13 protein-coding genes and 1 pseudogene are annotated in these 14,840 nt (G+C 44.0%); 6 read left to right on the top strand and 8 right to left on the bottom strand.

Going from position 1 to position 14,840, the window contains the following annotated elements; genetic code table 11:
- Window positions 1–48: 48 nt before the first annotated feature.
- The 5 genes and pseudogenes from FM037_RS13920 to FM037_RS13905 all read right to left on the bottom strand — a co-directional run bounded on the left by FM037_RS13920 (window position 49) and on the right by FM037_RS13905 (window position 5,029).
- On the bottom strand, window positions 49–330 hold the full coding sequence (locus FM037_RS13920) for a hypothetical protein (protein ID WP_142874973.1): 282 nt from the start codon (window positions 328–330) through the stop codon (window positions 49–51).
- A gap of 480 nt (window positions 331–810) precedes the next feature.
- Complete coding sequence (locus tag FM037_RS29475; protein WP_229381237.1) at window positions 811–1,041, bottom strand: DUF1851 domain-containing protein; 231 nt, start codon at window positions 1,039–1,041, stop codon at window positions 811–813.
- A 168-nt stretch (window positions 1,042–1,209) separates the two neighbouring features.
- A pseudogene (locus tag FM037_RS29470) lies at window positions 1,210–1,475 on the bottom strand (GAD-like domain-containing protein); the annotation flags it as partial.
- Window positions 1,475–3,529, bottom strand: coding sequence for a polymorphic toxin type 15 domain-containing protein (locus FM037_RS29465; protein WP_229381190.1), 2,055 nt, complete (start codon window positions 3,527–3,529; stop codon window positions 1,475–1,477). The pseudogene FM037_RS29470 and the gene FM037_RS29465, both read right to left, overlap by 1 nt.
- Window positions 3,530–3,733: 204 nt before the next feature.
- The gene (locus FM037_RS13905) at window positions 3,734–5,029 is read right to left on the bottom strand and encodes a DUF1570 domain-containing protein (RefSeq protein WP_221937511.1); all 1,296 of its coding nucleotides are present in this window, start codon (window positions 5,027–5,029) and stop codon (window positions 3,734–3,736) included.
- A gap of 1,164 nt (window positions 5,030–6,193) precedes the next feature.
- Between FM037_RS13905 and FM037_RS13900 the strand changes: the two genes are divergently transcribed.
- From FM037_RS13900 to FM037_RS13890, 3 genes are all read left to right on the top strand, one after another.
- Complete coding sequence (locus FM037_RS13900; RefSeq protein WP_144046495.1) at window positions 6,194–6,937, top strand: SGNH/GDSL hydrolase family protein; 744 nt, start codon at window positions 6,194–6,196, stop codon at window positions 6,935–6,937.
- 196 nt (window positions 6,938–7,133) lie between these two features.
- Window positions 7,134–8,294 carry a hypothetical protein gene (locus FM037_RS13895; RefSeq protein WP_144046494.1) on the top strand — a complete coding sequence of 387 codons (1,161 nt, stop codon included), beginning with the start codon at window positions 7,134–7,136 and terminating at the stop codon, window positions 8,292–8,294.
- A gap of 216 nt (window positions 8,295–8,510) precedes the next feature.
- A complete protein-coding gene (locus FM037_RS13890; RefSeq protein ID WP_144046493.1) occupies window positions 8,511–8,798 on the top strand; it encodes a GIY-YIG nuclease family protein in 288 nt (95 codons plus the stop codon).
- Between the two features lie 6 nt (window positions 8,799–8,804).
- Here FM037_RS13890 and FM037_RS28560 read toward each other — a convergent pair whose 3' ends face one another.
- Both FM037_RS28560 and FM037_RS13885 read right to left on the bottom strand, forming a co-directional pair.
- Entirely contained in the window at window positions 8,805–8,966 is a 162-nt protein-coding gene (locus FM037_RS28560; RefSeq protein ID WP_185977033.1) for a hypothetical protein, read from the bottom strand.
- Between the two features lie 294 nt (window positions 8,967–9,260).
- Window positions 9,261–9,890 (bottom strand): MarR family winged helix-turn-helix transcriptional regulator, encoded by a 630-nt coding sequence (locus FM037_RS13885; protein ID WP_144046492.1) that lies wholly within the window; start codon window positions 9,888–9,890, stop codon window positions 9,261–9,263.
- A gap of 416 nt (window positions 9,891–10,306) precedes the next feature.
- Here FM037_RS13885 and hmgA point away from each other — a divergent pair, with 416 nt between their 5' ends.
- Window positions 10,307–11,599 carry a homogentisate 1,2-dioxygenase gene (gene hmgA / locus FM037_RS13880; protein WP_144046491.1) on the top strand — a complete coding sequence of 431 codons (1,293 nt, stop codon included), beginning with the start codon at window positions 10,307–10,309 and terminating at the stop codon, window positions 11,597–11,599.
- 127 nt (window positions 11,600–11,726) lie between these two features.
- Here hmgA and FM037_RS13875 read toward each other — a convergent pair whose 3' ends face one another.
- Entirely contained in the window at window positions 11,727–11,957 is a 231-nt protein-coding gene (locus FM037_RS13875) for a hypothetical protein (protein ID WP_144046490.1), read from the bottom strand.
- A gap of 396 nt (window positions 11,958–12,353) precedes the next feature.
- Here FM037_RS13875 and FM037_RS13870 point away from each other — a divergent pair, with 396 nt between their 5' ends.
- Together FM037_RS13870 and yidZ are read left to right on the top strand one after the other, a co-directional pair.
- A complete protein-coding gene (locus tag FM037_RS13870; RefSeq protein ID WP_144046489.1) occupies window positions 12,354–13,631 on the top strand; it encodes an MFS transporter in 1,278 nt (425 codons plus the stop codon).
- Window positions 13,606–14,562 (top strand): HTH-type transcriptional regulator YidZ, encoded by a 957-nt coding sequence (gene yidZ / locus FM037_RS13865; RefSeq protein WP_144046488.1) that lies wholly within the window; start codon window positions 13,606–13,608, stop codon window positions 14,560–14,562. The genes FM037_RS13870 and yidZ overlap by 26 nt, the downstream gene beginning before the upstream one ends.
- Window positions 14,563–14,840 lie beyond the last annotated feature (278 nt).

Here is a 14,840-nt window from a genome sequence, read left to right as displayed (position 1 = left end):
CGGTCAGATGACTGAGTCTTTAGTCTTTCCGAGATGACGAATGCTTAGTTAGGCACTCAAGATATTGTTGCGCACTAGACCCCGGCGCACATTCTTGCAGAGCTTGCCGAAGCGGGAGATCTCATCGAAATTAGGGATAGCACCACGCTCGATGGCCGACTCCCAATAGGTCAATTCGGTATCGACCAGTTCCAAGAGTTTCTTGGGGCAACCTTCGCAGCTGCCGTCCGGACCGCAGATGAAGGTGTCGGGTTCATACAGGGGCAAGCCATCTTTTACTTGTTCAATCAAAAGTAACATGGCTGTCTGTCTATCTGGCTTCTTACTCATTTGCCATTCCTGTTTATACCTAGGTAAGAATAATTCCTAGATAAGAATAAATGCTAAAACTGAATTAGTCGTGGCCGAATTCTATGCTTCTAGTGCGATGAAGGCCAGATAATTAGCGACTATTAATAAGAGATCAATAAAGCCGTGAGGTAAAATCAAAGATGACGACTTCGTCTGGAGAAGCAAACACGGCGTTGCGCTGGTGAAGCTAAGATGATGGCTTCGCCTAGGAAAGCTGAGACGAGAAAGACTAGTTGCGAGGTGGAAGCTAAGAAGGTACGAGTTCCTAGTGTCGAGTGGCGAGGAAAGTCTAAGACCCTTTATTTCTGTCTTTCCGGCATGCTTTTAGGCCGGAACCCACTGTTTAGAGCTTAAAGATAAAAGCTGGATCCCGGAACAAGTCCGGGATGACAACAAAGAAGAAAGTCTAAGACCCTTTATTCCAGTCTTTCCGGCATTCTTTTAGGCCGGAATCCAGTTTTACTTGTGTAGTGCATTCGACATAGCGACAATATCGGCCATGACAGTCTTCTCCCCTAAATCAGCTAGGAATGTTAGATGTTCAATGACTTTCACTTTCTGAAGGTTTTCTAGCTTAGGTGCACCACCTATTGCAAGTGCAGGAACAAAGCCATACATCTCATCGGCTTCTAGAGGACCAAGTAGCGCCATAGCGCGTTCGAAAAGAGGATTTTCATCTAGATCTTTCATATCCATGCTTTCTTTTCGGCTTGAAGCAAAAAATAGATCCATAATTTTGTCAGGGCCATGAATATTCATTTTTTCAGTGTTATCCGTAGGAAATAGCATCCCATAAGCAGAAGATATCTCTAAACTATAACCTGATCGTTCACCCCAAACTCGTAAATTCCCAAATGCATTACGTCCAATAACATAATATTTGTCTTGATCAACAAAAGGAGTATCACTTAACCACTTGGCTAAAATATCATCATAGTCAGTTGGATTTACTGTCCAGAAGATACCTTCCCCCAACCACAAAACCCATATTCCTGCCAATACTCTAATAAACGAGCTGGTAGCTTATCTTCGAAAAAGTTAAGTTCTTTAGCTGTAGGTTTTATAGATTGGATAGCGGGGCCAAAATTAGAAAAATTATAAAATCGATCGAATAGCTTGTTCATCATTTACACCTATGTAAATCTACGTTCATCTTAGTATTTGGCCCATGCTCTGCCAGAGCTTTATGTGCTTCTACATCCATTAGTCCCACTCGACTTGACGTCTCACCGCCCTTTGTTTTCCACTGTGATCCAATGGACTGATTGACACTCGCATCCCCAAGATCGAGTGCTATTCCATTTCCTTTGGCATCTTTAGCATCAAAACCACCAGCAATCATATCAGGATTGTGCAGTGCATTAAGAGTCTTCATATCTTTTAAAGCAAGCTCTGTTGCTTTATCTAAAATATCCTCATCGTTAGCACCTTCCAGTAATAATTCATCTGTATATTGTTCGATTAGCTTATCTTTAAATTTAGTTCTCGCTTCTTTTTGAGCTGCACCAGTCCCCTTACGGCCTATTTCTTTATAAGCTTTACGGTTATCTAAGTATTGCTGCACAGTCATATCATTAAGGCCATCTTGTTGGCCTTTTAGCTGCCTCTCATATTCGGTTGCATCACCTCTGCTATTCTTTTTAAAACAGGCGACCTTGTGTCTGGGAGCGACGATAAGCTTGGCTTTATTATCATCATCGGCAGCCTTAGATGACTTCTCTCTCTTCAGCGGTAGTTCATTCTCTTTCTTATAAGGCTTCATGTCATGCTGATTATTGATTTTTTTCAGCGATTTAGATATATCGGCGACGATATTAATGGTGCTTTCGAGTGCCTTGCCGCCTTTTCGGGCTGTGGTCGCGGTGAAGAGTATTCCCGCTGCAACGGGCCCACCAACACCTCCTGCGAGAGTACCGACAGCTGTACCGCCAACGACCACAGTGGTATCCATCCCCATCTGGGTCATTTGATATGCGGTTAGCTCTGCGATTTGGTCTTCAGGGAGGGCTGCCAGAATACGTTTTGGTATACTGGCTAACATTTCACGGCTAGTCGGGTCGCAGAGTAATAGAATGAGCGTTTCCATGGTTTTACGGGCTTGTGATAAACCTTGCCCGCCTCTATCATTCCACTCTTTTAGTTTATCTTCTAAGTCGTTGATGTTACCAGTGCTTATGGCTTCGATCAGCATGGTGATGTCTATATCGGCAGCGTCCATCAACTTACCGAAATCACCTAAATCCGGCAGATATTCGGTGAACCCGTTAGATGCGCCCTCTTTTGCGGATTTGGCTAGCTCCCATGACTGCGCTAAGTACGAGAGGTTATCAAACTCTTCACTCTGGGCGTTTAGCTCTGCAATTTTGCTATCTACTGCGCTTTTAAATGACTCAGTCACTTCAAAAAGCTTTTTCTTCTTGGCGACCTCTTTGGCATCGAGTGTTTGCTGTGCAATTTGTATAGCGACGTCATTAAGTGCTGTGTCTAACTGCTTATATTGAGACTCAAGTGCCTTTTCTGCTTCGGCCTTGTCTGCTTCATCACCAAATATCACCTGAGCTGGATAATTGGGTCCGCCTTCGACCATAGCCCAGCCTTTATCATTAAGAACGCCCTTAATGACGGTATTAGCTGGGTCACTGAAGATCACGCTATAGGGCACGTTACTGGCGTAGGTTTTTTCGCTGTCGTCGTAACAGAGTTCGAGTTCCAGCTTAGGTGGTGGTTTGCCAAAATCGTCACTGATTAACGCGGGTTTAGGTTTGTTTTCGGCCACTCTGACTCTAGATGTGTCAGCGACATAATCCAGCGGCGGTGCAGGATCCAGATTGTCGTTTTTGTTACTAGAAGATCGACCACTACCAAAACTATACAGTGTACTGCTGCCCCTTGACTCGAATCGTCGGGTTAACTGATTCAGGGTTTGTGCACTGATCCCATTCCCGTATCCAGAGTTTGCGGTTGGCTTGCCCTGCTCCATGGCAAACAGTGGCGATCTAGGAGTGTCAGTAAGCACCACTAGCTCACCCTGCTCTAGTTCGGTTTTCACTTTATCCAATGAATGCCCAGACGGGGTTATGGCTTGCCAATCTCCGTCACTAAGACTAGATAAATCAGACTCAATGAGCACTGCATCGTGCAGCATTAATGAATCAAGTGTGGCTAAACGTATCGACATTCTGCGTGACTTCCTTTTACAGCATTTAAGGAGTTAGGTATAAATCTCTCCGCATACAGCAAAAATCACACCAAAACGGTAAAGTCAGTGTTTATCTAGGTTTCTGTTTTTAATATGTGAGTACTGGGCAATATGTGGCCCAGAATTGAGCAAGAAGTTGCCCAGCGGGCAATAAATGGCCCAGCTTTTGGGACTGGTTACGCTCTAAAACGTGTGTGCACGATATTGACGGTTATTCATCCAATCTATCCAGTCATTTTGTAGTGGGCTTAAACCACCAGGATATTGGCTGAGTATGCTTTTAGGATTTGATGTCTCACATCTTGTTTGTACCATGTGAGCTAATAGCGCTGTGATGGTCTGCTTGCCCTGCTTACTGCTCATTAAGAAATGAATAAGCGAATGCGACTGAGCATACATACTGCTTTGCTGGCTTCCGGCCCAGATTTGTCGTTTGGAGTTGAGTAGCGCATTTAAACTAAGCTGTTTACCTGTAAGCGTTCGCTTCCAGTCTCTTACGGGGATTTTAGCTGAGAAGCCTGACATCTCTATGCTTTCAAAGTATTCAGCCATGCCCTCATTAAACCAACGCGGTGTAGGGCCAAATAAGCCTGCGTTGAGCACGTGCACGGATTCATGAACCGAAGTTTGATGCGCTTGGCGGTCATTTTTATGGTGTACCACGGCCATATTTTGTCTGGCGACATAAAACCCTTGGCTAGGGCCAAGATTAGGGGCGTATTTAGCCTGTAGATTATTATAACTCGCTTTGGATTTAGCTAAGGTAAGATTGACTTTAACGGGTGCTACACCTGAGTGTGGAAGATAGCTTTTATAGATGTCGCTCACTTTTTTGATCGCTGCGGTAACCTTGTCCTTGTAGTACAGAGGTAACTTGCCACCAGTCGAGTTAACTTCGAGTTCAAATGAGTATTCAGGCTCTTGGTATTGAGTGAGAGCGATATCGTGTTGAGCGTATTCTCTGTCATCATCGGTGAAGTGCATCTGGCCATTTTCATCGGTCCAGCTATAGATACGCTTTCTGTTTTGTTTTCTTTGGGCCTGCTCGGCTTCATTCAAGGTTGAAGTGGCACAACCTGGGATATTGTTGTATTTAAATTGATTTTGGTTTGAGTTCTGTTCTGTATGCTCGAATGAGTAGCCCTGAGTAAATTGAGTGTCTTCTTGTTCAGTGTTAAATCCTGAATTGGGCGTGCTTTTTGACGTTGTCAGAGTCTCATTATGCTCTATATTTCGCTTCTGCGTGCCAGCGCCATTCTTTGATACTGTTGTCGTATCAGGTTTACCGGATGTCTGGCCAAGTGTGAATCGGCTTCTTGGTAACTCAGCCCAGTTTTGACAAAACTGCCAGCCTTTGTCGCGGCAGATAACCCCAGCTTTATAGCGATTAGCCAAGAAGTGTTCGATGACCTTGTCTTTAGTGGTCATACGCAATCCGTCTTTGCCGTACTCTTCAACGACTAATCCGATAATTAGCATTAATAGTATGAATAATAAATACCGGCTTAAACGTGTTTCCATTGGCTATTTTCCGAGCTCACGAGTCATTCATTCGAGATAGACAGCAAGGTTACCTGTTTGTAACGAATGGTGAAAGCCTTGTGAGTGTTAAGGCAAAAGCTGGATGCCGGAATAAGTCCGGCAAGACAGCAAAAGAACAAGCTTGTACGACCATTCCGACACGCTTAACGGCTACCATTCCTGTGTGCAGCTTAACGACAGCCATTTCAGTGTGCTTACTACTGTCATTCCGACGTCCTTGTATATTGTTTTTCAGGTACGCTCGTATATTGTCTTTCCGGCATGCTTGTTGGCCGGAACCCATTGTTTAGAACTTAAAGATAAAAGCTGGATCCCGGAACAAGTCCGGGAAGACAGCAAAAGAACGAGTCTAGAAAGACTAATAGAGGACTTTCGGGGTTAGCCCTGGATGACATACTTCATAGCCGTCAGAATACGGCAATGGTACCTAGGTCGGGATAACTAATGAGAGCCCCCTACTCTATTCCGATCTTTGATCTTTTTCTGTTTTAGGTAATAACCACTTAAAATTAGCTTTTCATACTAAATGAATGTTTTTTAGTTTGTGGTTAATTTATTTTAAATTATTTTTAATCGCTACATTTTGTTTACACGCTGTTTTAAGTAATCACTCTAATGGTGGTTTGACCAGTATTTTGATAAATATTATTTTATAACTTAACCTTAGCACTAATGTTTTATTGACCCGTTTAAACTGGGTGAATTGGATCTATATGTTAAACCCTGATTATTTCCTGAACTAGTTGTTACCTTTTAATTCCTTAATCAAGTTTACATGATAAAACAACATCTTAAAACTTACTTCCGATAATTTACCTATCTGACATTCCATTCAAGCTACCCACTAAGAGTCAAAGACTTAAGGGCTTAATAGTCGCCATGGAGATAGGAAGTTGTCTGCTTAAATTTGGTGTTTTTCTGAAAAAACTATTTTTACCTGCTGTGTTTGAAAAGATGAAAATAGGCTTTATAAATTAGATAAATCTCTATTTTTACTATTTGACCGATTTAAATCTCTGCTTTAGGTTGTGAAATTGTTATCAATTAAAAATGGATAACAATTCAACTAATGAATGTTCAGAATAAATTCAATGGAGAAGAATGATGAACAAGAGACAGAGTAATAGCGTATTAAAAAATACACTACAATTCGCCAAACTGACGGCGGGATTAATATTCATGGTCAGTGTTGTAGGCTGTAGCGGCAATCCTTATGTATCGAATGCCGAAAGAAACGAGATTATTACCTTAGGTGATTCGATCTATGATCTTTCTGGTGAGATCCAGATGTTTTTGGAGCAAGATGCCGGTGAGACATTCAGAGATTATACCCAAAGTGGTGCCGAACTGGCTGGTGGCGCATTGGCTACCTCTGTCATTACACAATATGCCGATGCTAAGGCTGATCATTCAACCATAGAAACTATCGTCATGAACGGTGGAGGCAACGATATCCTCATTCCGGCCATGATATTCGACCCCTATCGTTGTAAGACTAAATGGTACCGTCCAAATTTAACCAACTCTTGCATCTCTTTAGTTGATGATGTGTATGTTGACGCGGTGACCTTGCTCAATCAAATGGAAACCGAGAGCGTATCAAACGTGCTCTACCTGGGTTATTACCACACCACAGGTAACCTCACTAGTCTGATCAAGGCTGTTGATTACGGCAACACGCGTTTGTCTGAGGCTTGTAGCAATACTACTGCTAATTGTAGCTTTATCGACCCACGCTCGGTTATCGTCCCCAGTGATGTTATCTCCGACAATATCCATCCAACCACATCTGGCTCACAAAAGATGGCCGCGCTTATCTGGCCTCTGTTAGAACCTCTGCTATAGAAAGCGCCTGAACATTAGGATGAAAGTCGACTGGACCTAAGGCGCTGTTTTCATCCGAACTTTTCAACTAATTCTAAGAGCAATTCGAACAACATTTTTCAGAATATTTACAGAACTATTTTAAGGACAACTAACAAAGTAGTTCATACGATTATAAACCCGGTTCAGCCATCTTCATGGATAGGACATTTAGCTTATGACAGTACCGATAGATAAACCCACTCAGCAATCTAAGCTAAACACATTTTTACTTATCTTAAGTGCGTTAACACTCATAGGTGTAGCCATATACATGTGGAGCTCGCAAGAACGGCAAGCCGATAATTCAAGTGTTATAACTCACAATGCCAATTTAGATCCAAAGTCAGAACCTAAGTTAGCACAAGCCATGAAGTCAGTGGGCAACTCAGATGAAGTTATGACTGAAGCCGATAAAAATCTGATTCAGTTTAAACAAGCCTTGTCGGATAACCTAAAACAAGAATTCCCTAATGGCATGGCCGGTATCGTCAAGCAGCTGTCATTAATCGAAGTACGCGCCTATGTTATCGAAAACTACCATGATGAAGGTATAAGCATCTTCAACGAGGTGATCACTTCAGTATTTCCCTCATGGGCACACGATATTTTAAGCGCCATCGCCACCATGGATATCTATAACGCCTGGTTGCTCGACAGCATGGCAGAGCTCAATACACTTCCCTTTTTAGAAAGAAATGGTCAACTCTGGAATAAACGCAATCAACTGTTTGGTAATAATGCCAAGTTGATTTGGTCCGATGAATTAGATCGCATCGCCGCACGAGAAGCCAACATGCAGCAGACCATTGCCTTACTCGATGCTGCTGATGATACCGAGATCAACGAACGTCTAGTGATATTACAAAGTGCCCTGGAAGATAACTATGGCGGCGAGATACAAAACTTACTCATCAGCAAGGGCATGATAGCCGACATTTTCTTCAGATTCGGCAGCGTACAGCGCGATCTCGCAGCCATGGACGTACAAGACAGACAAGCGCAAATCGACAACATCAGACGAGACCTGTTATACGATGAAGATCAAATAGCCTATCTTGCAGATCAAGACCAAATTAAAGAAGATAACTGGCAAACCGGCTACGCCTACATGACAGAGCGAAAAGCTATGATGGCAACGCTCACAGGCCCTCAACTTGATTTAGAACTTGAATCAAAAACTGAACTGGCTACTGACGTAAATCAACAACAAGCATTACAGACCGCGCTCAGCAGTCTAAGAGAGAAGTACTTCGAACAAGATTCCTCCACCATATCAAAAGAAGAACAAAATGGCTTCTACCGCTACACCCGCCCCCGCATCTACGGCAGAAATTGAATGACAAATGCCCTGCTATTATGCAGGGCTTCAACTACTGTCATTCCTAATCAATCATCATTCCGGCATGTTTAACGACTGTCATTCCGGCATGCTTAATCAATCGTCATTCCGGCATGCTTTTAGGCCGGAATCTATTCTTGTCTGCTTTTATCCCTGCTCCTTGTGACTCACTAGTCTAAAATTAGATTTTATTTATCTTCATGGACGAAGAGCATGCAGCCTTGTGTGTACATATTAGCCAGCAAAAAAAATGGTACCTTGTATGTGGGTGTCACTAGTGACCTGATTAAACGCATCTGGGAACATAGAGAGCACCTCGCCACTGGATTTACTGATAAGTATCATGTTACCCAGCTGGTTTACTATGAGCTTACGGATTCTATGTATTCAGCGATAACTCGTGAGAAGAAACTTAAAAAGTGGTGTAGGCAATGGAAAATCAATCTTATTGAAAGCCAGAATCCTGAATGGCATGACTTATGGGATGAAATTCAGAGCTGAACCTCTTTAGTTCGTCTTTCCGGCATGCTTAACTATTGTCATTCCGGCATTCTTGTTGACCGGAATCCATTGCTTTGAATCTAAGGACAAGAGCTGGATCCCGGAACGAGTCCGGGATGACAGCAAAGGTAGCAAGTCCGAGTCGATAATTGCTCTCGGTTCTAGCATCCATGCTTCACTCTACTTCCTATATCCCTATAGTCACCACAAATCGACATTTCCTACATCCCTGTAGGTCAGATGACAGTAAAATCGACTAGTTCAGTGTTCTTCAATCTCGTCTTTCCGGCACTCTTTTAGGCCGGAATCCACTCTTTATAACCAAAAGACAAAAGCTGGATCCCGGAACAAGTCCGGGAAGACGAGATGTACGTCATTCCGGTATTCTTTTGGCCGGAATCCATTGTCCAGGCTTTAAGTGAGCTCTAAGCTTCAATAAGCTGGGTATAGAGAACTTCAAACTTAAGCTAGTCTATTATCCAGTTTATCTATTATTCGCATCAAGTCGCGGTATTCGGACGCGCTGAGCACATCTAATAAATCAGCTTCCCAGGCTAAAGCTTTTGGGGCAATGGTTTGATACAGCTTTTTACCCTGCTGCGTTAATGCCAATACTGAGGCGCGTTTGTCATTTTCATCGAGCTGTTTTATCAGGTAGCCTTTGTCTAACATAAGTTTGACGGCGCGTGAGACGGTGGACTTATCCATCGATGCCAGTATGGTGAGCTCTTTGGCGCTAATGCCGGTAGGCTCGGTACTTTTATTCTTCTCAACTATCTCATTTACCACAGCTCTCTTGGTTGTCTCACTTTTCTCCGTTCTTTCTACTCGCTCACTTTTGTCTGCCGCCTCAACTCGCTCAGCAGTATCATTATTCTTAGCACTATTATCGACTAAGTCTCTTTTACCATTTCCATTATTGCGATCATCATGCTCGGCAAGGTGGACCAGTATCCTCCACTCTGGTGTGGTTAGATTAAATTCACTCTGGTAGACCTCGGCGAACTTTTCACTCACGTTTTGAGCCAGGTTCACTAACCTATAGGGAAGGAAGTTTTTTAACATGAGACTGGATTCGCGTGATTCAGGCATTAGCTTTCTCTTTGTTTGGTTCTTGATTTAGTTCTTAGTTTAGGGCGTACGGATACTGATTAATTCTCACATGAGACTAGTTTGTTGCCAAATCAGTTTAACGGCACTTGGTGACTATTACGCTTACTATTTCTGATTAAACCTAAGAGCATGCACAAGCAGAACCTGGCAATCTATATATTTTGTAACACTAGACTAGAGACTTATAACCTACAATATCTCAATTGGCTTTATCAATTTGTACAGTTTCATTTACAAAACCCAGTCAAAGTTGACAGTAAATCTCGTGACTATTTATAGCATAAAGATTGAAACTAGTCTCACTTGAGAGTAGTTTTATTGTGATAGAACAAAATAACAATACAAGAATCAGATCATCTGAGTGTGAACTTGGGTGCCATAGAGGACAAGCAAGCATGACGATTGAACTAAAATATATGACAGGTTTTGGTAACGAGTTTGAGACCGAAGCCCTGCCAGGTGCCCTGCCAATCGGTCAGTTTAGCCCGCAGAAGATAAAATATGACCTGTATGCCGAGCAGTTTAATGTCACCGCCTTTACTGCGCCTCGCTGTGATAACCGCCGTAACTGGTTCTACCGTATTCGCCCTTCTGTGGTTCAAGGTGAATATGAAGCGATAAACAATGCATTGGTTCGCAGTGCGCCCATCACTGAAGTCGTCACCCCGCCGACGATGCTACGTTGGGATCCCGTTGAATTACCGACTGACAAAACCGATTTTATCGATGGTTTAGTCACTATGGCGGCTAATGGCAGTGTTAACGGTCAGGCTGGTATTGGCATTCATATCTATGTGGCCAACAGCTCGATGGAAGGCCGTTATTTTTGTAATGCCGACGGTGAGCTTTTGTTTGTGCCTGAGCTTGGTGAGATTATCTTGCATACAGAATGTGGCAAGCTTGCCATTAAAGCCGGTGAGATTGCGGTGATCCCACGTGGTATTAAGTTCTCTGTCGAATTACTCACCGACACGGCTCGCGGCTATATTTGTGAAAACTATGGCCACCCTTATGTATTAGCCGAACGCGGCCCAGTTGGTGCCAATGGTTATGCCAACGATCGCGACTTTGAGTATCCAATAGCCTGTTTCGAAGATAAAGAAGGTGATTTTGAATTAATCACTAAGTTTGGCGGTAACCTGTTCCGTTGTGACATAGGCCACTCCCCTTTCGATGTAGTTGCCTGGACCGGTAATAGTGCGCCTTACAAGTACGACCTTTCACGCTTCAATGTGATCAACACAGTGAGCTTCGATCATCCTGATCCTTCAATCTTTACCGTGCTGACTTCCCCTTCTGGTACGCCAGGTGTGGCCAATATCGACTTTGTGGTCTTCCCGCCGCGTTGGATGGTTGCCGAGAACACCTTCAGACCGCCTTATTACCATCGCAACATGATGAGTGAGTTTATGGGCTTGATTGAAGGAGTGTACGATGCCAAGGAACACGGATTCGTGCCTGGAGGTTCAAGCCTACACAACTGCATGTCACCCCATGGGCCCGAAGCCGAAGTATTCGAGAAAGCATCGAACGCTGAACTTGCCCCACAGCGCTATGAAAACACCATGGCATTTATGTTCGAGTCTCGCTACATCATACAGCCGACTAAGTTTGCTCTTGAAGGTAAGACCCGCCAGCCAAATTATTCGCAGTGCTGGAAGGCGATAAAGAAGAAGTTTAAAGGTTAAGAGCAGAGAGGGAAGAAAGCTGAAATGACGACCTTCGGTCTGGAGAGACCGAAAGGATGGCTTCGCCTTGGAAAGCAAAGATGGTCGCTTCGCTCGGTGAAGCTGAGACGAGGGCCTAGGACCTCTGTTAAAGCTGAGATGTCGGTTTCACCTGAACTGCTAAGATGGACGCTTCGCTTGGTGAAGCTAAGAAGACGACCTTTGGCCTGGGAAATTTTAGTACTTCCCCTACCGTCTTTCCGGCACGCTTAACTACTGTCATTCCGGTACTCTTGTTGGCCGGAATCAATTCTTCACACCTAAAGAAAAAGCTGGGCCCAGGAACAAAAAAGTCCGGGTCGATAATTGCTCCCTGCATGATCGACATTCCCGCTTTGACCCATAGGGATATGGGGAATGTCTGAATGATATCGGGAATATCGCAGACCCATGGCTGTCAGAAGACCATTTACACCCACCTCGTCTTTCCGGCACTCTTTTAGGCTGGAATCCATTCTTCGCACCAAGAGTAAAGCTGGATCCCGGAACAAGTCCGGGAAGACAACAACAGCAAAAGTCCGGCTCAATGCATGATCGACATTTCCTCCCTCTGTGGCGGTCGAAGACAACAACAGAAAAAACGGGATGACATATCAAAGCAAAACGTATTTCCATATAGGAAATACCTGTTGTCGTTATGGCAACTCGCGCTTCAATGCATAACTCATTAGTCTCTCGGTCATTCCTGTTTATCAAAATAAGACCTTAACTGATAATGTTTAGATACCTTTTGTGTAGTTTCGCTTTAGTGCTTATATATCCCTTAGGCATAGATCTATATTTAGTCGGTCTGCCTGATATCGCGCGAGATTTAAATGCCTCACAGGCTGACTTGCACGTGGCCTTCTCTATATATTTAGCGGGCATGGCCTCGACCATGTTGCTAGCCGGATGGTTCGCGGATCATGTCGGACGTAAACCCGTTGCCTTGATGGGCGCTGCAACGTTTGCTATTGCCTCCTGGTATGCAGCAAACTCTGTGACTGTCGAATATTTCTTATTTGCACGATTCGGCCAAGGTGTTGGCGCAGGCTTTTGTTATGTGGTGACCTTCGCAATTTTGCGCGATACCTTAGATGATGACAAACGCGCCAAGGTACTGACCATGATCAACGGCATTACCTGTATTGTGCCTGTTTTGGCCCCTGTAATAGGTCATGTGATTTTAATGCGCTTCGAATGGTCTAGCCTTTTCTTCTCTATGGCAATTATGGCCATGCTGATCTTTCAGCTTTGTTTGTTGATATTAAAAGAAACTAAGCCTCGTCTTATTGAGGCGTCTCATACGAATACAAGTACACAGTCAGAAAACAGCTTTAATCATGCTCCATACAATGAAGGTACGCAAAAAAGCAGCAATGAGTCGCTAGTCTCTCGATTATTTATCAGTCGTTTAATTACGACCTCTTTGGCCGTCACCGTTATCCTGACCTATGTAAACATCTCTCCTATGTTATTGATGGAACAGATGGGCTATTCGACCGGTGAGTACTCGGCGGCGATGGCAGGCTTAGCGGCGATTAGTATGGCAACCTCATTTTTAGCACCTAAGTTACTGACGTATTTTGGACAACAAAGAATAATGTTAGCGTCTCAGTGCCTATTTATATCATCTGCTGTAGTGCTAATGGCGGGCTATCAATTTAAGCTAGATAGCAGTGTGATCTTACTCGGTATAAGTTTGATTTGCGCAGGATTCTCGATCGGGTTCGGCACGGCAATGAGTCAGGCACTATCTCCTTATAGCCGGAGAGCGGGCATGGCGAGTTCAGTGTTAGGTATTAGCCAGATAGCTTGTTCTGCCGCCTATATCACACTGATGGGCTGGCTGAGCATGAGTGCACTTAATATGTTGATATTCTTGTTGCTGCTAGCAAGTGTAAGTAGCATCATACTGCTGCTTGTTGTCCCCAGTGACACAGCATCGAGTGACAAGTTAACTCACAAGGTTTCGGAGCTAAACAGTAATGACAAAGTCCCTGCATCGTCTTGATTTAAATCTGCTGTTTACCATGCAGCTACTCTTAAACGAGCGCAGCGTGACTAAGACAGCTAAAAGGCTGTCGGTGACACCATCGGCGGTGAGTAAATCTCTGGCAAAACTCAGAGATTGGTTTGACGATCCCTTGTTTGTGCGTACACCACAAGGATTGCAGGCCACACCGCTTGCTTTGAGTATGGAAGGCGATCTTTCTGAATGGTTTCAGGTTGCGACTCAAATCGCTGCCAAACGCAGTAGCGAGACGCCTAAGGGCGTCAGCTTTCAGCTGATGATGGAGTCGCCGCTACATATGCTTCAACTTGGCGAGTTACCCCAACGTATCAATCAACAATATCCAGATGCCAACATAAAAATCCGTAACTGGGAGTATGACTCGTTAGCGGCCATTATCAATGGTGAGGCCGATATCGGTTTATGTGGACGAGAAAGTCATCCGCGTTCATCAGAAACACTCGACTTACTGCCCTACTTTATCGATTATGAAGTGCTGTTTACCGACTTGCCATTGGTGTATCTCAGAGAAAATCATCCGGCGCTGGATGAAAACTGGAATATGGACACCTTTTTAAAATACCGTCATATCAATATACTTTGGGAAAAGGCTGAGACCTGGGCACTGGATGAGATTTTAGCTGAGACTGGGTTAAGTCGTAATATAGGCCTGTCGTTATCGACCTTCGAGCAGTCCTTGTTTATGGCGGCGCAGCCCAATCAAACCATGTTCACTACAGCGCCAAGCTATTGCCAAGACTATATTAAGCAATATCATCCCAACCTGGTCACTAGGCCTTTACCCATCAGTGCAGCAGCGAGCAAACAAATCGAGATCCCCATTACCTTGATGTGGCATAAACGTAATTCACATAACCCCAAGTTACGTTGGCTCAAAGAGACGATTAAGGAGATGGTTGAGCAAAGCTAGGACGAGGAGAAGCTGAGATGACGGCTTCGCCTTGGGAAGCAAAGAAGGGTTTAAATCTGCGATGAGTGAAGAGCTAAGTGAACGGCCTTTCCTTTCTGTCTTTCCGGCGTGCTCCCTTTATGTCATTCCGGCACTCTCATTGGCCGGAATCTATTCTTTAGAATCTAAAGACAAAAGCTGGATCCCGGAACGAGTCCGGGAAGACGGAATCGTTGATCATTCCGGCACTCTTGTTCCAGGATGACGTAGTAATATGTCATGTCGGCATACTTGAGACG

The organism is Shewanella psychropiezotolerans, from assembly GCF_007197555.1.
GTDB lineage: Bacteria > Pseudomonadota > Gammaproteobacteria > Enterobacterales > Shewanellaceae > Shewanella > Shewanella psychropiezotolerans.
The sequence above is the reverse complement of the archived record's forward strand: the minus strand, read 5'-3'. Positions and strand labels throughout refer to the sequence as shown.

Bases quoted from the DNA above. Each gene is read 5' to 3' on its own strand.
- FM037_RS29475 (WP_229381237.1), bottom strand. From the start codon at position 1,041: ATGAAAGATCTAGATGAAAATCCTCTTTTCGAACGCGCTATGGCGCTA.
- FM037_RS13870 (WP_144046489.1), top strand. From the start codon at position 12,354: ATGTTTAGATACCTTTTGTGTAGTTTCGCTTTAGTGCTTATATATCCC.
- FM037_RS28560 (WP_185977033.1), bottom strand. From the start codon at position 8,966: ATGCTAGAACCGAGAGCAATTATCGACTCGGACTTGCTACCTTTGCTG.
- FM037_RS29465 (WP_229381190.1), bottom strand. From the start codon at position 3,529: ATGTCGATACGTTTAGCCACACTTGATTCATTAATGCTGCACGATGCA.
- FM037_RS13905 (WP_221937511.1), bottom strand. From the start codon at position 5,029: ATGCTAATTATCGGATTAGTCGTTGAAGAGTACGGCAAAGACGGATTG.
- hmgA (WP_144046491.1), top strand. From the start codon at position 10,307: ATGACGATTGAACTAAAATATATGACAGGTTTTGGTAACGAGTTTGAG.
- yidZ (WP_144046488.1), top strand. From the start codon at position 13,606: ATGACAAAGTCCCTGCATCGTCTTGATTTAAATCTGCTGTTTACCATG.
- FM037_RS13895 (WP_144046494.1), top strand. From the start codon at position 7,134: ATGACAGTACCGATAGATAAACCCACTCAGCAATCTAAGCTAAACACA.
- FM037_RS13875 (WP_144046490.1), bottom strand. From the start codon at position 11,957: ATGCAGGGAGCAATTATCGACCCGGACTTTTTTGTTCCTGGGCCCAGC.
- FM037_RS13900 (WP_144046495.1), top strand. From the start codon at position 6,194: ATGATGAACAAGAGACAGAGTAATAGCGTATTAAAAAATACACTACAA.
- FM037_RS13890 (WP_144046493.1), top strand. From the start codon at position 8,511: ATGCAGCCTTGTGTGTACATATTAGCCAGCAAAAAAAATGGTACCTTG.
- FM037_RS13885 (WP_144046492.1), bottom strand. From the start codon at position 9,890: ATGCCTGAATCACGCGAATCCAGTCTCATGTTAAAAAACTTCCTTCCC.
- FM037_RS13920 (WP_142874973.1), bottom strand. From the start codon at position 330: ATGAGTAAGAAGCCAGATAGACAGACAGCCATGTTACTTTTGATTGAA.